This is a genomic window from Pedobacter jeongneungensis, from assembly GCF_039538295.1.
GTDB classification, from domain to species: domain Bacteria; phylum Bacteroidota; class Bacteroidia; order Sphingobacteriales; family Sphingobacteriaceae; genus Pedobacter; species Pedobacter jeongneungensis.
In genome coordinates, this window is the sequence record NZ_BAABBY010000015.1 from 94,266 (window position 1) to 120,572 (window position 26,307).

The 26,307-nt window shown below is 45.6% G+C and carries 23 protein-coding genes and 1 pseudogene; 18 read left to right on the forward strand and 6 right to left on the reverse strand.

Going from position 1 to position 26,307, the window contains the following annotated elements; translation table 11 throughout:
* Positions 1-10: 10 nt before the first annotated feature.
* From ABD769_RS22990 to ABD769_RS23000, 3 genes are all read right to left on the reverse strand, one after another.
* Positions 11-451: a hypothetical protein gene (locus ABD769_RS22990; protein ID WP_344853702.1), complete on the reverse strand. Its 441-nt coding sequence runs from the start codon at positions 449-451 to the stop codon at positions 11-13.
* 92 nt (positions 452-543) lie between these two features.
* Complete coding sequence (locus ABD769_RS22995; protein ID WP_344853703.1) at positions 544-1,944, reverse strand: hypothetical protein; 1,401 nt, start codon at positions 1,942-1,944, stop codon at positions 544-546.
* Positions 1,945-2,002: 58 nt separating this feature from the next.
* Positions 2,003-2,638, reverse strand: coding sequence for a Crp/Fnr family transcriptional regulator (locus tag ABD769_RS23000; RefSeq protein WP_344853704.1), 636 nt, complete (start codon positions 2,636-2,638; stop codon positions 2,003-2,005).
* Between the two features lie 184 nt (positions 2,639-2,822).
* Between ABD769_RS23000 and ABD769_RS23005 the strand changes: the two genes are divergently transcribed.
* Both ABD769_RS23005 and ABD769_RS23010 read left to right on the forward strand, forming a co-directional pair.
* Entirely contained in the window at positions 2,823-2,966 is a 144-nt protein-coding gene (locus ABD769_RS23005; protein WP_344853705.1) for a hypothetical protein, read from the forward strand.
* Positions 2,967-3,056: 90 nt separating this feature from the next.
* Positions 3,057-3,669: pseudogene (locus ABD769_RS23010) on the forward strand (RteC domain-containing protein).
* 103 nt (positions 3,670-3,772) lie between these two features.
* On the opposite strand, the gene ABD769_RS23015 reads toward ABD769_RS23010, so the two are convergent.
* The gene (locus tag ABD769_RS23015; RefSeq protein ID WP_344853707.1) at positions 3,773-4,489 is read right to left on the reverse strand and encodes a hypothetical protein; all 717 of its coding nucleotides are present in this window, start codon (positions 4,487-4,489) and stop codon (positions 3,773-3,775) included.
* 422 nt (positions 4,490-4,911) lie between these two features.
* Here ABD769_RS23015 and ABD769_RS23020 point away from each other — a divergent pair, with 422 nt between their 5' ends.
* From ABD769_RS23020 to ABD769_RS23095, 16 genes are all read left to right on the forward strand, one after another.
* The gene (locus tag ABD769_RS23020; protein WP_344853709.1) at positions 4,912-5,730 is read left to right on the forward strand and encodes a hypothetical protein; all 819 of its coding nucleotides are present in this window, start codon (positions 4,912-4,914) and stop codon (positions 5,728-5,730) included.
* Positions 5,731-6,018: 288 nt separating this feature from the next.
* Positions 6,019-7,368, forward strand: coding sequence for a ligand-binding sensor domain-containing protein (locus ABD769_RS23025; RefSeq protein WP_344853710.1), 1,350 nt, complete (start codon positions 6,019-6,021; stop codon positions 7,366-7,368).
* Positions 7,369-7,501: 133 nt separating this feature from the next.
* A complete protein-coding gene (locus tag ABD769_RS23030; protein WP_344853711.1) occupies positions 7,502-8,167 on the forward strand; it encodes a hypothetical protein in 666 nt (221 codons plus the stop codon).
* Positions 8,168-8,309: 142 nt separating this feature from the next.
* On the forward strand, positions 8,310-8,696 hold the full coding sequence (locus ABD769_RS23035) for a hypothetical protein (RefSeq protein WP_344853712.1): 387 nt from the start codon (positions 8,310-8,312) through the stop codon (positions 8,694-8,696).
* A 400-nt stretch (positions 8,697-9,096) separates the two neighbouring features.
* Entirely contained in the window at positions 9,097-9,792 is a 696-nt protein-coding gene (locus tag ABD769_RS23040; protein WP_344853713.1) for a hypothetical protein, read from the forward strand.
* Between the two features lie 192 nt (positions 9,793-9,984).
* Entirely contained in the window at positions 9,985-10,257 is a 273-nt protein-coding gene (locus tag ABD769_RS23045) for a DUF4134 domain-containing protein (protein ID WP_344853746.1), read from the forward strand.
* A 3-nt stretch (positions 10,258-10,260) separates the two neighbouring features.
* The gene (locus ABD769_RS23050) at positions 10,261-10,584 is read left to right on the forward strand and encodes a DUF4133 domain-containing protein (protein WP_344853714.1); all 324 of its coding nucleotides are present in this window, start codon (positions 10,261-10,263) and stop codon (positions 10,582-10,584) included.
* A 202-nt stretch (positions 10,585-10,786) separates the two neighbouring features.
* Positions 10,787-13,264 carry a TraG family conjugative transposon ATPase gene (locus ABD769_RS23055; protein ID WP_344853715.1) on the forward strand — a complete coding sequence of 826 codons (2,478 nt, stop codon included), beginning with the start codon at positions 10,787-10,789 and terminating at the stop codon, positions 13,262-13,264.
* Between the two features lie 688 nt (positions 13,265-13,952).
* Complete coding sequence (locus tag ABD769_RS23060; protein WP_344853717.1) at positions 13,953-14,651, forward strand: conjugal transfer protein TraI; 699 nt, start codon at positions 13,953-13,955, stop codon at positions 14,649-14,651.
* A gap of 95 nt (positions 14,652-14,746) precedes the next feature.
* A complete protein-coding gene (locus ABD769_RS23065; protein WP_344853718.1) occupies positions 14,747-15,436 on the forward strand; it encodes a hypothetical protein in 690 nt (229 codons plus the stop codon).
* 76 nt (positions 15,437-15,512) lie between these two features.
* Positions 15,513-16,130 carry a TerB family tellurite resistance protein gene (locus tag ABD769_RS23070; RefSeq protein ID WP_486357902.1) on the forward strand — a complete coding sequence of 206 codons (618 nt, stop codon included), beginning with the start codon at positions 15,513-15,515 and terminating at the stop codon, positions 16,128-16,130.
* 269 nt (positions 16,131-16,399) lie between these two features.
* Positions 16,400-17,614 carry a conjugative transposon protein TraJ gene (gene traJ / locus ABD769_RS23075; RefSeq protein WP_425568873.1) on the forward strand — a complete coding sequence of 405 codons (1,215 nt, stop codon included), beginning with the start codon at positions 16,400-16,402 and terminating at the stop codon, positions 17,612-17,614.
* Positions 17,615-17,638: 24 nt separating this feature from the next.
* Positions 17,639-18,247 carry a conjugative transposon protein TraK gene (traK, locus tag ABD769_RS23080; RefSeq protein WP_344853720.1) on the forward strand — a complete coding sequence of 203 codons (609 nt, stop codon included), beginning with the start codon at positions 17,639-17,641 and terminating at the stop codon, positions 18,245-18,247.
* Positions 18,248-18,635: 388 nt separating this feature from the next.
* Positions 18,636-19,796, forward strand: coding sequence for a conjugative transposon protein TraM (gene traM, locus ABD769_RS23085; RefSeq protein WP_344853721.1), 1,161 nt, complete (start codon positions 18,636-18,638; stop codon positions 19,794-19,796).
* A 28-nt stretch (positions 19,797-19,824) separates the two neighbouring features.
* Complete coding sequence (locus tag ABD769_RS23090) at positions 19,825-20,805, forward strand: hypothetical protein (RefSeq protein WP_344853722.1); 981 nt, start codon at positions 19,825-19,827, stop codon at positions 20,803-20,805.
* A gap of 73 nt (positions 20,806-20,878) precedes the next feature.
* Entirely contained in the window at positions 20,879-21,055 is a 177-nt protein-coding gene (locus tag ABD769_RS23095) for a histone H1 (RefSeq protein ID WP_344853723.1), read from the forward strand.
* Positions 21,056-21,562: 507 nt separating this feature from the next.
* On the opposite strand, the gene ABD769_RS23100 is transcribed toward ABD769_RS23095, so the two are convergent.
* Together ABD769_RS23100 and ABD769_RS23105 are read right to left on the reverse strand one after the other, a co-directional pair.
* Complete coding sequence (locus tag ABD769_RS23100; protein WP_344853725.1) at positions 21,563-24,790, reverse strand: error-prone DNA polymerase; 3,228 nt, start codon at positions 24,788-24,790, stop codon at positions 21,563-21,565.
* 19 nt (positions 24,791-24,809) lie between these two features.
* Entirely contained in the window at positions 24,810-26,306 is a 1,497-nt protein-coding gene (locus ABD769_RS23105; RefSeq protein WP_344853726.1) for a Y-family DNA polymerase, read from the reverse strand.
* Between the last annotated feature and the right edge of the window lies 1 nt (position 26,307).

A 26,307-nucleotide genomic window follows, 5' to 3' on the forward strand; every position in this document is an offset into this window, starting at 1 on the left:
TTGGTTTGGTTTAAATAAAAGTATTCTTAATGGTTGTGGAAACAAATACTAGATATTGGGTATTTTGCTCGTTATCAGATTTGTAGTAGTTTATTGCGGCTTTTTCTGTTTTTTGTTTAGGTAGGTAAGGAAGTAAAAAACGTTCATGATGTGCGATAAACTGCCACCATTCCCAGAACTTCAAGTGGTTGATTTGGAAGGTGCGGTAAAGGGTTTTGTTCGGGCTGTCTGGGTGCTGATTTTTGAAGCGTTCCCATCTGGTTATTCCAACTTCAAAGTCCAGGCTTTTTCCTGGGAATTCTGTATAGGTAAAGCTGCCATCTGCATTTTGGTAATGGTAATCGTTTAGGGTAAAAAACTGGATAGGAGGTGTATTGCTGATGGCGATCAGGCACAGGAGAATGATGGTGATGGTGCGTATCGTGCGATGTTTCTTTTGTTGGCTTTTCATTGCTGTTCGATTTATATTTATTCACAAGGTCCTTTACTTGGTCCGACTTTTCCGCCACCCTGGTTTAGATCCATGCTAGGGTTCTTGAATTTTTATTCCCGCAGGGCAGCTGCCATTCCGGAAGGGGTATCGGCAAAACTAGCACCGCCAGGGCCGGAGAGGCCAACTGAGGTGAGGGGATTCGGGATGTTGATTCCTGCCGACTGTCCAGCCTGATAGACATAGCTGGCGCAGTTGAAATCGGTAAAATGGTAATCTTTTCTTTCTCCCGAAAGGTAGTTGATGAGCTTAGTGAATGTTTCGCTGTTTACGGCATAAGTAGCGCAGATGCCGTACTCCATATCGCCGTTGTCCAGGATTTGGCCTCTGGATTCCAGTTTAGCAAGGCCTGTTCCGGTGGGGTAAAGCCCCATGGTCTGGGTAATGGTCTGGCCATTTCCGGTTTTGGACAGCTGGATGGCTACATGGCCGAAACTGTTAGGGCCGACATTGAAGCTGGTGCCGGCAAATGCTTCGCTAACCAGCACACGCACAGTGAATGCAGCATTAGGGGTGGTGATGGCCGAAAAACAGTCGGTCATTTCTTTGGGATTTACGGGTTTTGCATCCTCCATAGGGAGGTTGGAGGGCTCTGGAACGGTAGGGTTTACCGGTCCTGTGCCTCCAGAGCCTCCATTACCATATTCATAATAGTAATCACCACCACCACCTCCGCCGCCGAAGTCATCGGAGATGCTCCACATCATGTCCTGGTAGAAGGAATAAGAGCAGCTCATCAAGCTATGAATATTAAGGCCGCCTTCACTGTCAATGTACCAGTCCTGGGTCCAGCCGCAGGATTCGGTGATGAACATGAGCGGGTCTTTTGGACTGGAGCCTTTCATTGTTCCAGGTTTATCCAGTATCAGGTTTTGTGTTGGGGCAGGTCCTGGACGGATTTCGCCGACGGTTTTTCCTTGAGAGAGGATGGAGCCGCCTTTAAAGTTATAGCCAAGGTCATAACGGTATATCTTTCCGGTAAAGCTTTGCTGGTTTTTGATCTTTCCGAGTTGCAGGGCAATGGGGTCAGGCAAAACTTCGATGATTTCAGCTGAGATTCGTTTGGTGGTGCTGTCGCGGAAGATGCGCAGTTTGCGGTAGCCGATTTTTTGGCCAAGATAGCTAGGGGAACCTTTTAAGACGAGGTTCCATGAATCTGTGCCTGAATTTTTCCTATGGTATATTTTGGTGTAGTCAGGGTTTAGCTTCGCAAGGAAATGGTTGGTGGTATCTGTAGGAGTGTGTTTAGCTGTTGCAATACTGTTTTTTAAGAACTGGGTGGCTTCTTCAATCGTGAGTGATAACAGCTCCTGTTTTTCTTGGCCACTTAATGGGGCGGGTTCCGTCTTCTTGCAGGAACCGAGGAGTATGGCCTGGCATAAAAGGAACAGAAAAATGAGGATAAGAAAATTGGGAATGAGCGGGTGCCGCCCTTTGAGGTTAAAATTTTTCATGATGGTTTTAGATTTGGTTAGTGTTGGTTGTTTTTTATGTGGTTTTTGTTTTTATGGTTTAATGATACTCCTGCCCGAGGCCGTTTTTGTGCTTGAAATCACTTTTTAGTTTTTGGACGCTTAACCTGTTAAGAGTTTCGCGGCCGATACCGAGGTAAGAGGCGATGATGATCTGTGTGGTTTTTTGGGTGATATCAGGGTGGGTTTTAAGCAGCTGCTCATAGCGCTCTGATGGGGTTTTACAGCGCAGGAATATAGCCCGTTCCTCACTCATCATGTAGTAGCGTTCCATCATTGCCCTGCCAATTAAGTTGCCTTCGCGGAAGTCGGCATAATAACTTTGGAGCTGCAGATAAGTGATGTGCTGAAGCGTGCTGTCCTGCAGGACTTCGATGTATTCGTATGCGGGTCTTTGGGTAAAAAAACTGTATACCGATATCATCAAGTCATATTTTCCCATAAACCACGTGGTGCATTCGCGGCCCTCGCGGTCAAGGAAATAGGCGCGCAGGAAACCTTCCTTGATAAAGTAAATGTGACGGGCTGTTTCGCCAGGCCGTAGCAGGATATGGCGACGGGGGAATTTGTCTGTCAGGAGCTGCTCATTGAGCCGCTGCTGGAAGGGCTGTGAAATTGGGGTGATGAACGAAAGTGCGGCGAGCAGTTCGGTAGCCTCGTCGTAATGTTTTTCCATGTGGTTCGATTGTGCTTCAAACCAACTTTTTTCTTACCTGTGGGAAATAGATTTGTCTTATCAGACGGGGATACAAAAATGAATATCGGAAATTTTATGGAAAAAATTATTGTTCATTTTTCATTTTCAGCCTGAATGCAAGCCTTATAATGTTTGCGCTTTTTGTTCACTAACCATTTATCCTATGATCAAAGAATTTTCAGTGCGCGCTTTGGCGCAGCTTATGGATGAACTCCATTCCATCGACTATCAGGTGAGCGATCCGCTCGAAAAAATGAAATCCTCGCTTAAAATTGTAAGGACTGCGATTGCCAAGCTCCGCATGTAGTGTACGGAGCAGGGCTTTAGCTCGGAAGAAGAGGAGGTTCATTTTTTTAAAAACATCAAGCCGGACTTTTATGGCCAGCAGATTTTTGTTATCGAGCGTTATACGCTAGAGCGGAATATGCCTAACCGGGATGCGGAGGCACAAAGGCTGTATTTTCTGGCGGAGGTAGCTTATGTGGAACGCTTTTTTATCGCATCCTTTTGCCTACGAGTATTACCGCGCAGGTGCAATAGAGCTTGACAGGCAGTATTTCCTGATGTCTTCTGAAGGCGGGGGATTATTTGGGTCAGAGGCAGCGGATTTTGACAAGAGTTTTTCCACGCCGGCGGATTACCTGTTTTCGCAGTTCCGTGCCTATGGGCTGTTAAAGGAATGGATTTTTGAAAGACTGGATTATCTGGCAAGGAATCCTGCTGTAGCATATCAGCCGGGGTCGGAGGCGGGGGAGTTGAGGTGGACGGGAGATTCAGTTAACCTAGCGGAACTTGGTTATGCGCTGGTATTAAGCGGGCAGTTCAATAACGGGCAGGCAGGGGTGGCGCAGGTATTCCGCTGGTTGGAGGAAAAGTTATCGGTAGCCATTGGTGTACCAGCAAGAAGGCTGGCTTCGATCAGGAGCAGGAAAAGGTTGAGTCGGACGAAATTTTTGGATGAGCTTAAAGATGCTCTGGAGCGGAAAATGGATCAGGATGATGGGCGGTGAGTGAATTACGGTGCACCCTGACTTAGATTTTTCACTCTTGAATGAAAACGATGGTACAAACTGATTGTACCATCGAGTACTGAGCAACATCTGTATGTTATATTTAAAGAGCCTTCCATATCTGTCCGATTTCGGAACAGCTATCCAGAAGCACACTTTCAATTAACCGGTTATCTTTAGCGGTAAGGATATTGCCAGAATGGATATCTATTAACAGGCAATGCTTTGGTGCCAAAGATTTTCCATCCGTTTCCTTGGCATAACTCATGAGTACTTTCAGCGCAAGGTCAGCTTCATTGGTTTTTAGGCGGCTCTGTGAAAAATTGAACCTAAGTAGACCAATCTGTTCAGCTGCAAGATCAAATAGCTGCATATCCGCTTTTGAACTGATTTTTACCCCATTAACCATTATAGCCGCTCGTTTGCTATTGGTATTCAGTACGTACCTATCCAATACTCGGGTTAGCTTATCAGCCATCCTGATCAGGGCTTCAAGGGCTCCTGCCGATAGATAACGGTTTTTGTAGTCGTCCGTATTAGACGGGAAGGCAAGCGCTTCCTTTTTCAATATAGTGGCTTGTCTGCGGAATTCCTCAAAGTACAAATCGTAGTCATTGAAATTGGCTGAAAAAGTTCCTGTGATGATCTTCCTTGCGATATTGTAATACTTTGGGATATAATCCCCAGGATATTTACTGTCCAATAGTATCCTCTGGCGGCCTTTTAGGGTCGAGCCATGATACCTGGAAAATTGAGTCAATGAGAGCCTGGGATCTTCGACAACCTTTGCCTGCTTTACTTCACTCTGATGGTTGTCCATACTACTTGATATTTTAATGAAAATTATTGTTTAACAGTCGATTACATAAAAATATTAATCTATATCAAATTTAATAATTGCGAATTATATTAGTATATCTCAGTTATCAACACTGATCCGATCTTTTTGGCTGCTAATAATAATAGTATTGTCATAAATGCGGTTGTTTAGATCTAAATAGGGATTTAACAAGTTGATAAACAATCATCTATATGTTAGTAATTAATGTGAAAAATATGCTCAATATCTCATTCTTCTGCAGCTTGAAGGTTTTATACATATCGCAACGCCAGATATGCTGCCGGACAATGATAAGTCTTAAAAAATCTCTTGATATCCTTAAGAATTAATTTTGAGTAATTAAATGAAATGATATATCTTTCGTAATTTATTTTTCTTCATCTAATACGCTCAAATAAAACATGACAGGAACCCTGGCCCAGCTCATCGCTTTGGTTGCATATGGAAACCAATGTATCTCATATCCCGGCACTCACAGGGAGTTCGTTCAGCATCATAGCACTTTCCGGTTCTGCGAAAAGGTCTTTTTTACGGCCGAAAAGAAAAAATACTTTTTTTCTGAAGGCAAGCGCACAACAGTTGCCGAAAACCCGCTTGAATGGTTCCGGTATCTTGGTCTGGACGGATGCCAGGCACTGCGTTTATACTATGAGCCTTCGGATGGAAGTTCTGGTACAGCTGACCATAAACTGGCTGGCATGATTGGCGGAGGGGGTACCTGGGTGATCGAGGCGATGTACCCCAAGTATTCAGATTTTTGGTATGGCGGATGGACAGTGAGCAGTGAAAAGGCTGAAGATAACCGTTTCTGGTCAGTTGAATACAGGTGCATCGAGTATGAGATTGATTCCAGAAACCTCCAGTTCAGCGTAGGACTGCAAAGGGATGTGCTTTCAAAAGCACTTAATGAAATAGAATCATTTGCCAAGGAAATAGATATGGAAAATTTTGCCCAGGTTTTCCAAAGGGCGAATGCTGCCCTGGCGTCAGCACATCCTGACCAGGATTATTATCACAGTGATCTATTGCCTGAAAATACCTACGGGATGGCAGAGCAACAGTTGCTTTTTGCTGCCTCACATGCATGGGTGTTTGGGGGAATGGGATCCTGGAACGATATGGGATTTGAAGACAAACAGGTTCAGCATCGCTACAATACCGTATCCTCAGCACTTTATACAGCGATCAATAATGCTATTATTGCTGTAGTCAACTCTTAACAAAAATGACCAGAACCGAATTACATCAGCAGTTAATAGTCCAGGGACCGGGCGGAAAGCTTGAAAAACTCCTGCAATATTCCTGGGACTGCATCAGGCTTTGTCCAAAGTCAGCAGTGGAAGAGGATATCGCAGTGGGATAACCTGGATTGGTTGGATGCTTAACCTTGGAATAAAACAAAAGATAAAATTATCGTGAAAAAGACAATCTACATTATTGCCCTAAGCCTTTTTTCAATGCAGCTGAATGCGCAGAGCCTTTACCCTGAAAAGTTTGAAGACTGCAAATTGTCCGAGTTCTGCCTGGACTGCGGAAATCCGCAGGCCCAGCCACCTAAGACTGTATTCCAGAATATCCTGCGCGGGATCGGCGAGAAGAACCTTACAACGCTTAAAGGAACCATAGAAATGCAGATCCTGGTCGACCAGGAAGGCAAGCCATGTCTGTTGAGCGTTGATAACAAGACAAACCTGGGTTCAGCTGAACTCGGTATCAAGCAATCAGTCAATGCTACTGAAAACTGGACACCTGCAATAGACGGTACGAAGAAGCAGAGTAGCTCCGTATCGCTCATCATGGAATTCGAGGGTGGGAAATTCCGTGCGAAACGCCGGACATTTAACTTTACCAACCAGTCCAATATGAAAGCTGCAGGCACGCCTGATCGGAAGGGAAGCGAGCGGGGCGAGCTGAGCGAGAGCTGGAAAGTATTTACCCAAAGCAACTCAGAACTGCCCTGGGATATGAGCAGGGCTGTGGCTACCGACTTGAAGGGTGATGTCTGGATAGGAACTGATAACGGGATAGTGAAAATATCGGGCAGTAAATGGCAGCACTTTAATTCTGGGAATACCATTATTTCGGCAACGCAGTACAATAAGGGACAGACAGAGTCGGTTAGGGATATGGCGGTTGATCAAAAAGACAATAAGTGGTTTGTGATCGGCTATGATGTTTACCGCTATGATAACCGTACCTGGACCAGATTCGATTCCCTGAACTCACCCATTAACTGGGCAAGAAATATCGTTGTCGATCCCAAGGGGAATATGCTTTTTACCTCTTGGGAAGGCGTGGCCAGGTTTGACGGTAGCAAATGGAGCGTGATGAACAGGAAGAACTCAAATTTGCCATCTGACAGGGTTTTGGGAGTGTTTGTGGACAGCAAGGACCGCACCTGGATCGGTACTTTTGAAGGCAACGTCGTTGTTGAAAAAGGTAAGACCACAGCATTAAACGATAAATCCTCACCGCTATCGAAGGCTTACATATCAAAGATGTGGGAAGATAAAAAAGGTAATCTTTGGTTCTCGCTGTATAATGAAAAAGGTACGGCAGCAGGAATGTATATGCTTTCACCAGAGGGGAAATGGGAGCGTTTGTGGAAAGACAACCCGACAATGTTTGCCGGCAACAGCATCAATGATTTCTTTCTGGATGAAGAAAAAAACACTTTATGGCTCAGTCAGAACAACGTTGGCATTATCAGATACGATATTGCAGGTAAAAAGACCGAAACCTATACCACTGAAAATTCTAATGTTCCCAGTGTCAATATTGAGCGGATCACCAAGGACAAAGATGGGGCAATCTGGGCGGCAACCTTTGCCGGGATAATCAAAACAGCGCTAAAATAACCGGAAAAATCACTCTGTTGCCTTTTTTAAGTGGCAGTGTAGGATTATATGTGGGTACTGAGATGTTAACAGCTGCTTAACATCAGTCGGATAATTTACCGCTATATTTAAACTTCAAGAATTACTGATATTTATGAAACCTATTTTCACGCTCTCTCTGGTGGTCTTTATAATTTTAAGTTTGTTTTCCTGCAAAAAAGTGAAGCAAGGCGTTAGGACTACCGTAAAAGGTTATGTGATCGATAGTGCAAAAAACAAACGTCTGGCGAATGCGAAGGTTATGCTGCTCGGCTGTAAAATCCTTTCGGTAAATGGCAGTAGGAGCTGTTCAGACCGGCTCATGGATGTCACCGCTGATCAAAACGGAAATTTTTCGATGGACTTTACCGCTGAAGGGAACTATCACAGTTATGATGTGGCAATGGTAGAGAATGAAGATTATGTCCGTCCGAGAAGCATTTATTCCTATCGGCTAGTGGCAGGAAAGGAAAATAACATCAAGATAAGGGGCATAGAAATGAACGTAATGGAGATGCACCTTAAGGTCTCAAAAACGACTGCAAACAGTATGGCGTTATTCGTTAACTATAAACGTTTAGCGCTTCCGGCAAAGCCAATAGATACCATACTGCGTTTCAAGATCTTTCCAGAAGAATTTAATGATTTTTACTTTTTTGCATACTATCCCTTAGATGTAAGCCGGGGCCTCAGGGAGACGCTTAGGTTGGGTAAGGAACCGGTTGTATATTATGGAAAGATCGTTGAGGATACCGATGTGCTTTCAAGGAATGTGTTTTAGGTTTTAATTCATGAATTTGTTTGGGAACTCAGGTGCGTTCAAAAGAGATTGATCAATCCCAGGACTACATGCTATCCATGTTTTGTTTGGAGAAAAACGGCGAATTGTTATATTCGCTTATCAGAATAAATTAACGCATCTCATGGACGAAATGGAAAAACAGGGCAGGAATGACATTCTCCGCTCCCTGGCAAGTATTCTCTTATTTAGTTTATATGTATCGGTAACCTATCATGTCTCTCTTGGACATGTGGATCAGGATAAACTTGTGGTACATATCATCAGGTTCCTGCTTACTGTCTTGATCTTCTATCTAATTTTCCAGGGTTATAGCTGGGCAAGGAACCTTTTCAGTGTACTTACAGCAATCGGTTTGGTAATACTTATACCTCCGGTATTTGAAGATGCGCCGATAGTAAATAAGATACCGTTGTTTGTGGGGCTGGTAGTTTATTCACTGGCGCTATACAGGCTGAATTTCTCGGCAAATGCAAAGGCATATTTTGCCTATGTCAAAGAAAACAGATGAGTACCTGGAGTATTGTTTTTATCCTGATCTGTGTTGGGATAAGTATTGCTGTCGAGGTGTATATCCATCGCGATAAATAATACCTCTTTTAAGGATTATAACCACCCATAGCGGTGGTTTTTTTATGCCTAAGATTTTCATTCGATAGAGCAGAGGGGATGGTGTTGCCTGCGATATGTTCACTAGCACCCTATATCTTTTAATGCAGATACCTTTTAGGTAAAAAAGTGGTTTTGCATGGTCGGTTATACCGCTGGAGAAACAGCTCTCGGCTCAATCAGCGCTGGATAAAAAATATGTAAGGGTACTGCCCCCTTTATACCTTTCAAGGCACGGCATCTGAACCAATTTTGTCCTGTCGGAAGGGCAATGGAGCCGCCCGATGAAACAATTCAAACTTATGTTGGGGCAATTTACATGGGGACAGTTTTTAAGCTGTTATGGGGCAGTAAGCCTGCTGTGGTATCTGGGACTGCTGTTTACAGCTTACCGAAAAGAGGTGCTGGCCTTGCTGGGTAGAGGGGCAGATGGAGACAGAGCGGGCGGTGTTTTAAAGTTCAGGTCTCAAAATGATCCGGTACACGATAATAGGCCTGGTCCTGTCCAGGAGAAAAAAGGAAAATCTAATGATAGTGTAATTGATGCAGGTGTTCAGGAAAGGGAGATAGGAGTGTCTGTTGCTGATCAGGAACAGGAATTAAAGCCGGCCAGAAGTAATCAACACGATAGAGGGGAGGCAGGAGATCATGATCTGATGGGCAAGGCCAAGCCACAGCAGGGAATGGAAAGGGTAGCAAGTGGAAACCCGGTTTTTGCTCCTGCGCAAAAAGACAATGACGGGGCCGATCGGTTAGCGAATGGTGAGGTAACTACTGGTGGCCTTTATGAGGATTTGATAGCTGGCATTAGGGAGATTTATGAGATACTGGCAGCTAATGATGGCACCAAACAAGACTTCTTTGGAATGGTCACGGAGTTAAAGGTTCAGTTTGGACCATTGGGTTCAAGTCCTTGTATAGCAAGAGTAAATGCTTTTATCAAAGACAGTGCGCCGTTCGCGATCAGTGAAGATGAACTGGAAGGGTTGTGGAATTAAACCTGCTAATCTTTCCAAGAGAGGGTATTTTTTGTGACCAAGTGATTCCTGGCAGTAAGAAAAACGGGGTAGGTAAAAGTGATAAAATAATTTGGGGATAACATTTAATGTGTTTGAGACATGAGATTTAGGTATAAAGCGAAAAGGAAAGAAAAACGTGCATATTTTTTAAAGGTAATCTACATCTTTTCGATGCTGCTACTAGTGATAGCAATACGCGTGAGGGCGCAGGACGGCAATGCCGGGATACAGGAGGCAGCGAATAAGGTGAAGGGATATTTTGATACCGGCTGTGACCTGATGTATGCCATCGGTGCAGTGGTTGGCATCATAGGTGCTGTCAAGGTATTCAACAAGTGGAATGCGGGAGAGCCCGATACGAATAAAGTGGCCGCGGCATGGTTTGGGAGCTGTATATTTTTGGTGGTCGTGGCCACTGTTTTGAAATCGTTTTTCGGGATATAAGCCATGGCAAGGGTATTCCAGATCAATAAGGGCGTGTCGAGGCCGATCGTTTTTAAGGGATTAAAAGCGCAGTATATCGCTTACCTGGCCGTAGGGCTGGTGCTGCTGCTGATCACATTTGCGGTGCTGTACATTTTGGGGCTGTCGCTTTTTGTGGTGTTGCCGGTGATACTGGGGTTGGGTACACTGCTGTTTTATGGGGTATTTGCATTGAGCAGGCGTTTCGGGCAGTATGGGCTGATGAAGTATTTTGCCAAGCGTAGTTTGCCGAAAGCTATCATTTTTCGATCAAGGAGGGTATTTACTTCGCTGAAGGTAAAGACTTAGCATTTGCGGATTTATCTGTTCAGTTTTTATCGACCGGGTTTAGGTTTGGTTCTGACCAATAGCAAAATAAAAGCTTAAAATGTCAAATGATTCTGCGCGGGGTTAATACCCGGTTTTGGCCCGGAAAATAGAAATCGGAACCGGATGTAAAACCTAGCCAGTAAAAATAAACTATAGCAATAAAAGATTAAGTATTCATTTTATGATCGAATCAGCAAATATATTTCCCATCTATAAGATCGAGAACGGCTGCATATTATCCCGCAAAGGTGATATTACTTATGCCTATGAGCTGAAGCTGCCAGAGATATTCTCCATGTCGGCAAGTGACTATGAAGCCTTCCATGAAGTATGGGTGCGTGCGATCAGGGTTTTGCCAGTCTACTCGGTGGTCCATAAGCAGGACTGGTTCATGCAGGAAAAGGTGAAAGCGGATTTTGAGACCTGCGGTGATGCATTTTTGTCCAGGTCATCAGAGCGGTATTTTGCCGAAAGGCCCTATCTGGAGCATAGCTGTTTTTTAATGCTGAGCAAAAGGCCTGTGGGTAAAAGGCTTTCCAGTTCAGCTTACAGCAATATCCTGCGCAAAAGTCTGGTTCCCGTGCAGGCGGTGGAAAGGAGAACCATAGAAGATTTCAGGGACAGGTGCAGCCAGTTCTGCCAGATTTTAACGGATAGCGGTTTTGTAACGGTAACCGCGCTGGGTGATGACGAGCTGGCCGGAACTGCTGTAAAACCTGGCCTGATAGAGAGATATTGTTTTTTGCTCAGGTCAGATGAGATGAGCGTAGTACGGGATATCAGGGTAAAGGATGGCCTGGTGGTAGGGGATCTGCCTTTGGAGTTATATACTTTGGGTGAGGTGGAATCCCTGCCGGCAATCTGCGGGAGCAGGATAGATTATGACGCTTATTCAACCGATAAAAGCAGATTCTCAATTGGCTTTGCAGCGCCACTGGGGCAGCTACTGGACTGCGAGCATATTTGTAACCAGTATGTGTTTGTGGGTGATGGGCAGGAAACGATCAAGAGGCTGGAAGCTAAAAAGCTGCGTCTGGGATCATTGGCGGGTTATTCAAGGGAGAATGCGGTGGCAAGGGATGCGGTAAATGATTACCTGTCAGAGGCGGTGGCAATGTCGAGGATCCCGGTGAAGGCGCATTTTAATGTGCTAGCCTGGTCAAGGGATATAGCGGTGAGAAGGGAGATCAGGAACAAGGTGGCATCAGCCATGGCCCGCATGGATGCAGTGGCGAAACAGGAAAGTGACGGCGCAGCGCAGATCTGGTTTGCAGGGCTGCCAGGTAATGGGGCAGATTTTCCGATGAACGATAGCTTTGATACTTTTCCAGAGCAGGCGGCCTGCTTTTTTAACCTGGAGGGTAATTGCAGGTCCTCGCTATCCACCTTTGGGATACGGATGGGGGACAGGTTATCCGGAAGGCCATTGCATGTCGACCTGTCTGATGAGCCGATGAGAAAGGGATGGATCACTAACCGCAATAAGTTTATTATTGGAGGAAGTGGTAGTGGGAAGAGCTTTTTTACCAACCATTTGGTGCGCAGTTATTTTGAGCAGGGAACGCATATGCTGATCGTTGATGTTGGGCATAGTTACCGCGGTTTGTGTGAGCTGGTTGGTGGATATTACTTTACCTACAGTGAATCTGATCCCATAGCCTTTAATCCTTTCTTTTTGGGAAAGGGAGAAGTATTGGATACCGAGAAGAAGGAAAGCCTGAAGACGCTGCTGTTATCGCTATGGAAAAAAGAGGATGAAGAGTACCGTAGGTCAGAATATGTGGGATTGAGCAATGCACTGACGATGTATTTTGAGCATCTGTCCGCTTCAGGTGACGTATTTCCTTGCTTCAATACCTTTTATGAGTTTTTAGGCGAAGGGTATTCTGCTGCTTTAAAAAGTAAGGGGGTGAGTAGCCGTGATTTTGATATCCAGAACTTTTTGTATGTGCTTGGGCCGTATTATCGGGGCGGAGAATTTGAGTATCTGCTCAATGCTACGCAGAACCTGGATCTGTTGCACCAACCTTTTATTGTTTTTGAACTCGACGAGATCAAGGACCATCCCATACTCTTTCCGGTGGTTACCCTGATCATCATGGAGTCCTTCATTTCCAAGATGAGGAAGCTCAAAGGTGTACGTAAGATGATCCTGATCGAGGAATGTTGGAAGGCGATTGCTAAGGAAGGCATGGCGGAATACATTAAATACTTATTTAAAACGGTACGGAAGTTCTTTGGCGAGGCGGTGGTGGTGACGCAGGAGATTGAAGATATTATTTCATCTCCGATCGTAAAACAGGCCATTATCAATAATGCTGATTGTAAAATACTGCTGGATCAGAGCAAATACCAGAACAGGTTTGAGCAGATACAATCGCTAATGGGATTATCGGATAAGGATAAATCATTGATCCTGTCGATGAACCGTGCTAATGAACCTGGCAGGAAGTATAAGGAAGTGGCATTCGTACTTGGTAACCATTCACAGGTGTATCGTACAGAAGTATCGCTTGAGGAATATTTGACCTATACCACGGAGGAATCGGAGAAACTGAAAGTTTATGAATATGCCCGTATGTATGGATCGATCCGTAAGGGGATAGAGATGTTGGCGGCAGAGATGCGGGAGGAGAGCCTGAAAGGAAAGCTATCATGACGCCGATAATAGACGATAGTTGTTTTTGACCAGGTGAGGGCTGGGTTCCTTTCTGGTGGGATTAAACCAAGATCGTTTTGAAGAGAAAAATAGATGTTTAATGATTTTTTGCCTGGATATAGCATGGCTCTTGTATTTCGGATGCAGGAGCCAGGTTTGAAACCGGGCAAAAAGTATAAGGATATGAAAAGAGTTTTTGTCGCCAGGATTGATGCTTGGATTTCTTATGGCGGATGCAGGAATCGGGACTGAAACCAAGATCAAAAAGTAATAGACAGCTAAAAATAAATGATATGAATAATAAAGTTTTATGGCCGGCTTTGCTACTGGGCTTAGTTCTGACGGCATGTAATGTGGTGACAGGTAAAACCGCACTTGAAGGGATTTATGTCAGCCATAGCGAAGGAAAATAAAGTATAGCAGATGACACACTGGTGGTAGAGGTGGGCGATGGCAATCTGGTGCTGATCCATCGGAGGACGGGATTTAACAGGGTTGTTGATGGGAAACTGGGCAAGAGGGAATATGAAAAGGAGGAATGGAAAGCGATCTGGTACAGAGATCAGGGTATTCTGAAGGAGCTGCGAAAGGGGCGGTTATTGTATTTAGACCAGGATTCGGCCCGGCTCATGTTGGGGAAACGGGTGTATGGAAAGGTGAATTAAAAAATTAAGCAGAGTGGTGTAACATGAATTGGATCAGTAAGATGAAAAAGTATATGGTGATCCTGCCGGTGAGCGCGATGACGCTGTTTGTGGCGATGCCCAAAGGGGCCAGTGCACAGATTGCGGTGCTGGAAGTAATCAAGGCAGGAGTTAAAAAGGTGATCAAGGCAGTGGACCTGAAGGTGCAGCGGCTGCAGAACGAAACGATCTGGCTACAGAATGCGCAGAAGGTACTGGAGAACCAGTTATCGAAACTAAAGCTGACGGAGATTGCGGATTGGACGGAGAGGCAGCGGAAACTTTATGCGGAGTATTATGAAGAGTTATGGAAAGTGAAAGCAGCGATCAGTTATTACCGGCAAGTGAAATCATTGACCGAGAAGCAGGTGGCGATTGTCGAAGAATATAAATGGGCTTGGGGGCTGTTTTCAAAAGACAAACATTTTAGTGTGGAGGAGCTGGAAAAGATGGGACAGGTGTACTCGGGGATACTGGAAGAAAGCTTAAAAAACTTAGATCAGATTCTGCTGGTGGTGAATGCCTTCAAAACGCAGATGAGTGACGGGGAGCGGTTGGAAATTATCTACAAAGCCGGTGAACAGCTGGAAGATAACCTCCGTGATTTAAAGCAGTTCAATACACGTAACGCAATGCTCAGTATCGATCGTGCCGCGTCTGCTGATGAGGTGGTAGTGCTGAAAGAGCTGTATGGACTGCAGTAGTCTGGAGCCCGTTTCCATGTGCTAGTTTAGTGTTTTTGTTTTGAAATTTTATGATAGGGCCAGGTGGAAGCCGGGTATTAAAGAGCAGGAATAACATGAAAGAAGATATAGGATTTGGTCAGGAACCCGGTTTTATGCCTGGTTTTAAAATAAAAATCAGGAAGATGGCTTGTCTGCTGTTGATATTATGCTTGGCGGGTAGCTGGGGCTACGGACAGACGTTCGGCGAGTTTTTTAACCAGAAGAAAACGCAGCGTAAATATTTTATTGAACAGTTGGCTGCGCTGAAAGTGTATGCCGGCTATCTGCAGAAAGGTTACCAGATCGGAAGGGACGGGATACAGGCTGTGCGTGATATTACTAATGGTGAGTTTGGTCTACATAGCGCTTTTATCTCATCACTTTCAAAGGTAAGTCCGGTGATATCCCGGCATAAAAAGGTGGCGGAAGTCATTGCCATGCAGCTGGAGATGGTATCGGTGTTTAAGACTTTGGGAAGGATGCATGATCTGGAGCCGATGGCGCTGGCTTATATCGCTTCGGTTGGTAGCGAAATACTGGAGGCATCGGTGTATGATATGGAAGTGTTGATGATGATTATCAGCTCAAATAGGCTGGAGCTGGATGAGGAGGAGAGGCTCAGGAGGCTGGACGAACTGCATGCTTCGGTTGAAGAGAAGTACCGCTTTGTGCGATGGTTAAGGGGTGAGGTGCTGCTGCTTAATAGTCAGAAGGATAAGCTGTTGAATAATCTGATCGGAATTGGAGGTTTATATGAGAATTAAGATATGGGTTTGGTTTGAGGTGTCTTATCGCTGGGCAGGCTGGTTACCTGCCCGGCATAAGATTAACATACTGGTGATGTGTTTACTCTTCATGTTTGTTTCTCTTTTTGTGCCGGGTAAGGCTAGGGCGCAAAGCGTGGAGGTAGAACAGTTACTGATCAATGTGGAGAAATTGACCCAGTTCAAGAATATTCTGGAAGATATGAAGAAGGGATATGAGGTGGTATCGAAGAGTTATCAGGCTGTCCGGAATATCTCGCAGGGGAATTTTTCGCTGCACGAAGTCTTTTTGGATGGGCTGATGCTGGTCAGCCCAGAGGTCAGAAAGTATCATAAAGTGGCCGGCATTATTACTGCGCAAGGACGGATCGTTTCGGAATATAAGGCAGCCCTGAAAGGCTTCAGGTTATCCGGTGTCTTTAAAGATGGAGAGCTGGATTATTTTTCAAGGGTTTATGGAGAGCTGTTTCAGCAGAGTCTGTCCAATCTGGATGCGCTGACCACGGTATTGACGGCATCAGAGCTTAGGATGAGTGATGATGAAAGGTTGAAGGTGATCGATAGGTTATTTGGTGAGGTGGAAGAGCAACTGGGCTTTCTGAGGAGTTTTAACGGTGAGGTGGTACAGTTAAAGATGCAGCGGGAACGTGCAAGGACATCAATTACCGGTATGCAGTCGCTGTATAAGCAATAGGCTTTTTCTATCTTCTCTGGTTTTGGCCCAGAACAAGAATAGCCTTTTTAAAAATGACGAATAATGATTTTATGCCGGGAAGAACAGGGTTTTGTATTTGTGTTATGCAGGAACCGTGTTTTAACCGAGAATAAGAACAGAACACTTAGAAACGATAAATAATGGTTTTAAACTAAGATGAACAAGGTTTTGTATCGGCATTATGCAGGAACCAAGTGAAAACCGGGAATGAAATTAAAATGAGATAATAGAAAATAATGATGAGTGTGATGAGAAAGAACTATAACCCTGGAAGGTACGGGCTGGCCATTGTGTTCGTATTAGTGATGTTGGGCAGCCCTGCCATGGCGCAGAGCGTAGTGGGAACGATCAAAGGCATGCAGCCGGTACTGGACAGGGTTTATTCAGAGATGTTGCCAATGTGTTCCCGGCTTATCGGTGTTGCAAGGGGACTGGCCGGGTTTGGTGCAATGTGGTATATCGCGCACCGGGTGTGGCGGAATATTGCATCAGCTGAACCCGTAGATTTTTATCCGCTGCTTCGTCCTTTTGGTCTGGGGATGTGCATTATCATGTTTCCTACCGTGATCGGGATCATGAATGGAGTATTGCAGCCAACGGTTTCGGCAACCGGGCAGATGGTATCGGACAGTAATGCTGCGATTGAAAGACTGCTTAAAGCTAAAGAAGAGGCCATCAAAAAAAGTAAATACTGGCAGATGTATGTCGGGGAAAGTGGGATGGGCGATAGTGATAAGTGGTATAAGTATACCCATCCCAAAGACCCCGGTCGTGATGAAGAGACTTTCCTGGATGGGCTTGGAAATGACCTGCAGTTCTGGATGGAGAAGCAAAGTTATAATTTCAGGAACTCTGTGAAAACCTGGCTGAGCGAGGTATTGGAGGTGCTTTATGCGGCTGCAGCGCTGTGCATCAATACCATCAGGACGTTTTTTCTGATCGTTCTGGCAATCCTTGGGCCATTGGTATTTGGTTTTGCGGTCTTCGACGGCTTTCAGCAGACGCTTACCATCTGGCTTGCACGGTATATCAATATCTTTTTATGGCTGCCAGTGGCCAATATATTTGGAAGTATCCTAGGAAAGATCCAGCAGAATATGTTAAAGCTTGACCTATCGCAGATCGAGGCGCAGGGCGATACCTTTTTTTCTTCAACCGATACCGCATACATGGTCTTTTTGATTATTGGCATAGTGGGCTATTTTTCTGTGCCAAGCGTGTCCAATTACATTGTCAATGCAGGTGGAGGTAATGCGATGCTGAGCAAGGTGAATTCTGTGGCGAGTGGAACTGTTTCTACGGGAAGAAAGATCGTCAGTGGGGCTGGTGGGATGGCAATGGATGCTTACGGGGATATGGCCAGAAGGCAGGCAGGTGGATATGCTTCGGATGCATCAGGAGATTATTTTAAAGATGGCGATGGGGAATCTGCGCAGCAGAAAAGGATTTCAGGTAAAAGTTAAGATCGGGGGGAGGAACTTATGTTCATGCAGCTAAAAAATATTGATACTGCCTTTAAACATGTAAAGGCGTTAAGCGTAGGTTTTATGGTGGTTAATTTTTTGTGTATGGTATTCTGTATCTACCAGAGTTACCATATGGTGGAGCTGTCTCAGGAGCGGGTTTATGTGCTTCATAACGGGAAGGTATTGGAGGCATTGGCGGCAGATCGGCGTGCAAACCTGCCGGTAGAATTGCGGGACCATATACGCACCTTTCACGGGTATTTTTTCTCGGTCAGTCCTGATGACGGGGCGATCAAAAGGGATATGGATAAGGCACTTTATTTAGCCGATGAATCAGCGAAAAAAGAGTATGATAACCTGCGCGAATCCGGCTTTTACAACCGCATGATCGCAGCCAATATTTCGCAGGAAATACAGGTGGACAGCATCCACTTAACGCTGGATAATTACCCCTATAAATTCACCTGTTTTGCCACTGAAAAACTGGTGCGCAGCAGTGGAATTTCTTATCGCAAACTGGTGACAACAGGAGAGGTCAGGACGCTCGAGGATAGGAGTGATGAGAACCCGCACGGCTTTCTGATCCAAAAGTGGCAGACACTGGAAAACCGGGATTTGGTCACGAAATAGCGCGGTTTTTTATGTACGATATTGTCATCTGGTGGTTTTGTGAAATATTGGTATTTACGGGTGAATTAAATTAAGCATCTTAATTACAGATAGTTATTGTTGTTTCTGTTTGGTTTTTATGGTTTGATGATTGTTAACTAACTAAAAATCAAATATTTAATAAATTGTATGCTGTGTTTTTATGACCTGGTTATTCTTGGTTTATAAGAGTAGATATTCAAGTATAATAAAAAATAAAAACCAGTATATAAATAATTTATATAAAATCATATAAAGTAAAAATTAATATGAGGTTATTTCAATCACGGCCCGGTTATGGCCAGGTCAAAAATAAAACAGTATACATGCTTCGGGAGCAGTTACAATTAGTGGAAAAGCAAACGGCCGATTGGCTAAACGCGCGGACGAAAAACATTTCTGCAAGAATATTAATGGCAGCGCTGGTGATATTCTGCTGTCTGGGAACGCTCGTTTGCCTGGCACTGATAGTGGGAAAAATCAATTAAAAAAAAAGGATATGGAAACAGGAAAAAAAAAGGATGCCAGAAAGATATTACTGGTGCTCCCATTGATGGTTTTGCCCTTTGTTGCACTGGGCTTTTATGCGCTTGGTGGAGGCAAGGAAAACGGGGAAATAACAGTGGCGGCAAAAGGGATAAATACCACATTGCCCGACGCTAAATTAAAGGAAAAAGAGCCGTCGGGGAAGATGGATTTTTATGCAGTGATGCAGGCAGATTCTGCAAAAAAAGCAAGGTCCGAAAACTATGTTGTTGAAGTCACCGGACGAAGTAACGGAGATCAGCAGGCAAAGGAGCTTGAAACTAAATTATCGTTGCTGCAAAAGACACTGGCCTCCCCTCAGGATGATCTTAAAAGCCCGGACCGCTCAAGGGTTTTACAGGTGCCCGGAATTGGCGGAGATGTCGACAGGCTGGAGCTGCTGATGAAAACTATGCAGGAAAATAAGTCCGAAGACCCGGAAGTGGCCCAGCTCAATTCGATGCTGGAGAAGATCATTGAAATCCAGAACCCTGGAAAGGCAGGTGGAAACAAGGTGAATCCTGGCGCAGAAAAAGAAAGCATTTTCGCTGCAATCCCGGCACTTATCGAAGAAAAACAGAAAGTCCGCGAGGGAGCAGTATTGCGGCTGAGGCTTCTGGACAGTGCACTGCTGAGTGGCGTAATGGTGCCGGGTGGCCATGAACTCTATGGCATATGCAAGTTTACCAACCAGCGTCTTCTCATCGATATCAAAACAGTAAGGATGGGGAAGCTGATCCTGCCCGTTGATCTGAGCATTTATGGGATGGACGGGATAAGGGGGATTGAAACTACCGAGGCGGTGATCGGAAATGCGGCTTCGGGAGGAGCTGACGACGCGGTGCGTGGCTTGCAGCTGACCAGCTTTGACCAATCGGTCGGGACGCAACTGGCAGGGGCCGGAATTGATGCTGCCAAGGGACTTTTTTCGAAAAAGGTCAGGTCGGTTAAAGTGCGTGTGCCGGGAGGGATCCAGGTACTGCTCAGGGATAATGGTAAAAAATAAACGGTAAAATTTCTAACCAAAACAAAAGATGATGAACGAGAACAACATCAAGGGCCTAAAGGAAGAACTCGTGGGCCTTGGTTTCAGTCAGGAAACAGTAGATAGGATGCATGAGAGCATTGCATTGGGGATTACTGCCTTTACCCTGCGTGAGCAGGTGCAGGGTTTGAACGGGCCAGTTGATCTGGACCTGTATTTCAGGCAGTCCAGTAAGTCTGAATATTTTTATTTTAATAAGTTTGAAGTGACGCAGGGTAAGGGCTGGAGCCTGGAGGAAGGACAGCAGTATTTTGTACTCTTGCCATCTGCGGATGGAAAACTGGAACTTAAACTTCAGACGCCCAGGGTTGCCGAGGCTTTGGAAGAATTCAAGAAATCCGACCAGACCGCCAAGCTTGGGTTTGGCAGGTCGCTGGAAGATGCACAATTGATCGTGGAAAGGGTGGATGGTAAGCTCTCGCAGATACCCACGGAGTTTATTGCCACTTACCGTAACCCTCCCGTAACCCAGACGATGTGGGTGGACCGCGGCAGGGGCTTTACCGCCCAGCAGGCAGCAAACCTGATGGAGGGGCGGAGTGTGTACCGCGATGACCTGATGAGCCAGGCTGGTACGCCTTATAAAGCCTGGGTAAAGCTGGATGTGGATGCGGAAAGGGATCGGCACCATAATTATGCGATGAATACATACAATGACCCTTCCTATGGCTTTGACTTAAGGAGCCTGCTTGGCAGCTATCCGATCAACGGCATGGAAAACCGTACCATTTCGGATGGGATTATTGCGGCACTGCAGAACGGTGACCGGGCGTTGGTATCAATCGAAAAAGAAGGTAAGCTGGAGCCGGTTTATCTTGAAGCAACACCCCGTTTTCTTCAGTTGAACCTTTACAGCAAAGAGGGGAAGGCACTAAAGCGTGAGGAGTACCAGAAACAGGTGGTGCAGCAGGTCGGAAAGGAAAAAACCAAACACCAGAAGCAGTCTGTAAACAGGCAGATGGGGATTTAATAAAATTTATTACTTTAGTCGCCTGCTTTTAAGCAGGTAAAACCTATTGTTAAATATTTAACCAATATCAAAAATGGAAAAATTCGGAAAAGTTAAAGAACTCGTGACAGCAGTTGAGGCTGATGCGGTAAAATTTTATGAAAATGGAAACGCTGCTGCGGGTACACGTCTGAGAAAAGGCATGCAGGACCTTAAAAACCTTGCGCAGGAAATCCGCGCTGAGGTAACAGAGAAAAAGAACACAAAATAAACATTAACTGTTTTGGGAATAGATGCTCTGGCTATTGGTCAGGGCATTTTTTTTGTTTAGTCAGCGCAAATTGCCCTTATGTTTGAAGTTTAATGATGCTGGGTAAAAAGTGATGGAAAAGAGTCCTGTAGTCACAGATGAAAATTTTAGAAGATTTAACAAAAAAAATGGCGGGGTTGTTTAGTAAGGTAAGCTCAATAAAAAAAGCTGTGCTTGAAAAACTTTGGAAAGAGAACCGCTTACATTCCGGAACTTCCATTAACTGATCTGGCGGCCTTTAGAATTGAAGTTGAGAACTGTTGAAACAGATCTAGACCAAGACAAATGAGATCAAAGAGTCCGGTGGGTTTGTGAAAAATATATTGTCCGGGGTTAAAAAGGTAAAGGTTTCAAAACAGGATGCTGTAGATTTTTATTTGATATAATATATAAAGGCCATGAAGCAATAAAGTTTATTTAGGTACTGGATTATAACTGACAGGAAGCCATTCAATAATCGGTAAGGAATTACTTAAAGTTACGGCCTCCGGGAATTACTGATTCTGATGCAGGTTTTTTTTCTGAAATGTCTTTAATGCTGGAATAGGGAGCAGTCCTTTCATCTGACCTGGATAAAGCCACCGCCGGGAACCCGTTGCTTTCTTCCCTGTCCATCGAGCGGAGCATTCGGGTCAGGTCAAAACATCGTTTGACAATGACGTGTATTACTTCGCCTTCGATCTGCAGTTTTCCTTCTACCATGAGCAGTCTTGACTGGATGATTTCCTTCCGGTATTTTTCAAACAGGTTTTCAAATACGACCAGGTTGGTAAACCCAGTTTCATCCTCGATGGTGATAAAGCAGACGCCTTTGGCTGTACCAGGACGCTGGCGGACAATGACCAGGCCAGCTACTTTTACGGCCTGTCCGTCTTTAGCATGGGCAAGGTCATTGGTTGGCAGGACGCGGAGCATGCTTAATTGTTCACGTACAAAGCTGACCGGATGTGCTTTTAATGATAGGGAAGTCGAGGCGTAGTCCTGGACCACGTGTTCTCCTTTGCTCATCAGGGGAAGGGTAGCCTGCACCTCCAGGCTGCTTTCTGATGGCTGATTTTCAAATAATGCAACAGGGCGGTCGGCCATGGCAGATACTTCCCAAAGGGCTGCTCTTCTGTCCATTCCAATTGAGCGGAACGCATCAGCATCGGCAAGCCGCTCCAGTGCAGATAGGTTGACCCCGGCATCCATCAGCTCATGGATATGGTTATATGCTGATTCCCTGTTTTCTGTTAACGCTTCTATATCCTCTTGCCTGATGCCTTTGACCTGGCGGAACCCCAGCCTCATGGCATGATAACTGCCGGATTTTTCCTCAAGCACATTATCCCAGTAAGAATAATTGATGTCGACAGGCCTGATTTCTACACCGTGTTTTTTGGCATCGATAACAATCTGTGCAGGCTGGTAAAAGCCCATAGGCATACTGTTGAGTAGGGCCGTGGCAAATACATCCGGGTAATAACATTTTAACCAGCAGGAAACATAAACCAGCAGGGCAAAGCTTGCTGCATGGCTTTCCGGAAAGCCATAACTGCCAAATCCCTCGAGCTGTTTGAAGACGCGTTTGGCAAACTCTTCGGTATAGCCCTTGCTGGTCATTCCATTGATGAGTTTTTCTTCGAACCTGGTCACCATACCCTTTGCCTTGAAGGTGGCCATGCTCCTGCGGAGTTCATCGGCTTCAGCAGGGGTAAAGCCTGCGGCAACAATGGCAATTTTCATGGCCTGTTCCTGAAACAGGGGAACGCCGAGGGTGCGGTGCAGGATTTCTTCGAGCTCTTTGGAAGGATATTCCACTTTTTCCTCGCCGTTACGTCGTCTCAAATAAGGATGGACCATATCTCCCTGTATAGGGCCGGGACGGACGATCGCCACTTCAATCACCAGGTCATAAAACTTTTCTGGCCTGAGGCGTGGAAGCATAGACATCTGGGCACGGCTTTCAATCTGGAAAACGCCTAAGGTATCGGCATGGCTGATCATTTCATAAACCTTCGGATCTTCCTTTTCATTGATCTTTGCCATGGTCAGATCAAGGTTATAATGTGCCTTGGCCAGATCAAATCCTTTGCGGATGCAGGTAAGCATGCCAAGGGCTAGCACATCGATTTTGAGGAAACCCAGTGTGTCGATATCATCCTTGTTCCACTCGATATTGGTCCGGTCTTCCATTCTGGCATTAAGGATGGGACAAAGGTCGGTCAGTTTGCCCCTTGTGATCACAAAGCCTCCTGTATGCTGACCGAGCTGCCTAGGAAAACCCATCATCTGCGCAGTAAGGTTAAGGACTTTTCTAAGCAGTGGATCGTTGGGATTAAGACCTTGTTCTGTAAGCTTCCCGCCCTCAAACCACTCATCGGTAAATTCCCATATCGAGCTGGAGAGTCGGTTAATGGTGTCTACAGATAGGCCCATGACCTTACCCACATCACGGATTGCACCTTTCTGTCGCTGCTGGGTAACGGTGGCCACAATGGCTGCGCGGTCACGTCCGTACTTATTGTAAATATACTGGATCACTTCTTCCCTTCGTTCATGTTCAAAGTCGACATCAATATCGGGCGGTTCGTTACGGGCAGAAGAGATAAAACGTTCAAAAAGCAGGTCAAACTTAGTGGGATCTACCGAGGTAATGCCCAGGCAGTAACAGATGGTAGAATTGGCAGCGGAGCCGCGGCCCTGGCAAAGGATACGCTGGCTTCTTGCAAAACGCACGATATCATAAACGGTTAGGAAATAGGAAGCATAGTTCATTTCCTCCACAAACTTCATCTCATGGCTGATATTATCGGTTACTTTTTTTGGCAGGTACTCTCCAAATATTTCGTGGGCACCTTTGTAGGTCAGGTACTTGAGTTCCTGTTGCGGCGTTCTTCCCTCAGAGGTGATTTCTTCGGGATAAATGTATTTCAGACTGTCCAGGTTAAAGCTGCAGGCATCGGAGATTTTTACGGCATTTTCAAGTGCATCGGGATACTGTCGGAAGAGCCTTTTCATTTCCTCTTCCGGTTTTAAGTGCCGCTCGGCATTCTGGAAAAGCAGGTACCCGGCATTCTGGATAGTACATTTTTCCCGCACGCAGGTTAGCACATCCTGAAGTTCACGCCTGCCTGGGCTATGATAATAAACATCATTGGTGGCTACAAGCGGGACACCTGTTTTTTTGGAGAGCTCGGACAGGCGGAACATCCTTTTCTGGTCCTCACCCTGATAACTCCTGTTAATGGCTATGTACAGGTTTTTCCCAAGTCCTTTTTTGTAACTCTGAAGGTCTGCATAAAAACTGGCCTGAAAATCAAAACCCTCGGAAAGGCTATCTGGTGCTATGGCAATGAAGATAATGCCTTTTGCATATTCAAATACATCTTTTTTATAGAGTTCGCAGCTGCCTTTTTCAGTGCGGAGATTGCCAAGGCTGAGTAGGGCTGACAGCCTTCCGTAGCTTTCTGTGTCTGTGGGATAGGCCAGCAGGGATGCGCCGTCAACAAGGTTTAGCCGGCAGGCAGGTATAATTTCTATCCTGTGCTTTCTGGCCTGTGCATGTGCCCGCACAATGCCAGCCAGCGTATTGTGATCGGTAATGGCAATTTTCTTATAGCCCATCCTTGCAGCCTCTTCCACTAGTTCCTCTGGATGGGAGGCACCTCTTAAAAAGCTGAAGTTGCTGGTGACTTGAAGTTCTGTATATTCCATGGCTTTAGTTTTTTAAGTTTTAAGCAAAAAATCCATGGATAAACCATGCAGAGTTTTCGGCTGCATAGTGGCCGGAACGGAAGAGCCAATAGCGGTTGCCCTTTTCATCTTCTACGGTATAATAATCGCGGTGTTCCCCTTCCTCCAGCCACCAGGCACGTTCGAGTCTTTCCGGACCATCTGCCTTTTTAATGCTGTGGCGCACGCCCCGATAAATAAAGAGCATAGGGGGATAATCGGGGATGGGTGCGGTTACCTGGATCCGTTCAGGTCTCTCAAGCAACTGTATAGGGCGGTTCAATGGATTATGGAAGCTGGTTTCACTATGCTCGCCCAGGTCTGTAGCCTGCTTAACCGATCTTTCCGGCCAGTAATCTGCCCTTGGCAGGTAGCGGCTTATAGCGTTTTTGCCAACTTTCCCAGCCACGCGGTCCAGTAGCTCTGCCAGTGGCTGGCTGTCAAGGCCTGCCTGACCGGCCCAGATTTTTTCCTGTTGGCGTTCCATCTTTTCTGTTTTTTCGGCCGTCAGTGTGAAAAGTTCTATGCCCATACCAGGTGCGATGCCCGAAATATTCAGAGCAAAGAGTTTCATCAGGTGTTTTGGATCATCACTTGGCCGGTTGGTGCCGATAGTCGTAGCTATTGTTTTCCCATCGATCCGGTAACCTTTCAGTTCGGCTTTTCTCAGGCCAAGGCCTTCTGCTTTTAGCCTTAAGCAAAGTTTTTCAAGCAGTCTTTCGATGCCGATTTCTATGGCTTTGGCTGTGCGGATAGGTTCCAGGCAGGCCAGCCGTTCTTCGAATTCCTGAATGACATCGATGGGCGTAAAAGCTTCCGGCTCATCGCCCGTTGCCTGCGCTATTTTGATGAGCAGGCCCTCGCCAAACCTTCTGCGCAAAGTACTGCGCGGCATCTGGATAAAACGTTCGATTCTGTTCAGGCCAAGCTTATGCAGTTTTTCGGTTGTTTCATCCGGGATCCGCAGGGCAGCTGGCGGAAGGTTAAGCAGGGCAGCATGTTGCTGATATGGTGGCACGATTTCATTGCCCTTTCCATACCGCGACATAGCCCAGGCCGTACCAATGGTATCGGAGATAGCTGCTTTTACCACATATCCGGAAGCTGCTAGCCTTGCTGTAATGTGGCCCATATAACTTTCTTCTCCACCCCATAAATGGCAACAGCCTGAGATGTCCAGCAGGATGCCATCTGTATCGACAGAAGAAAACGGGGTATAACGGATGGCCCATCTGGCAAGGCCTTCGAGCAGCTTTTCTTTTCTTTGCGGTTTATCATTAAAGACTTCTATCTCATGGACGATTGCGCGTGCGTCGGCAAGTGGCATTCCGTTTTGGATGCCCTGGGTATTTGCTTCCCTGTTTGCTGCAATGACCATCATCCGTCCATGGCTGGCTCCGGCGCATACTATTGCCCGATCCTTCCATTCGGGGCGGCGGATAACCATCCAGTCCGTTAATAAAAACGGAAACCATATACTTAAGTATCGTTTTGCCATT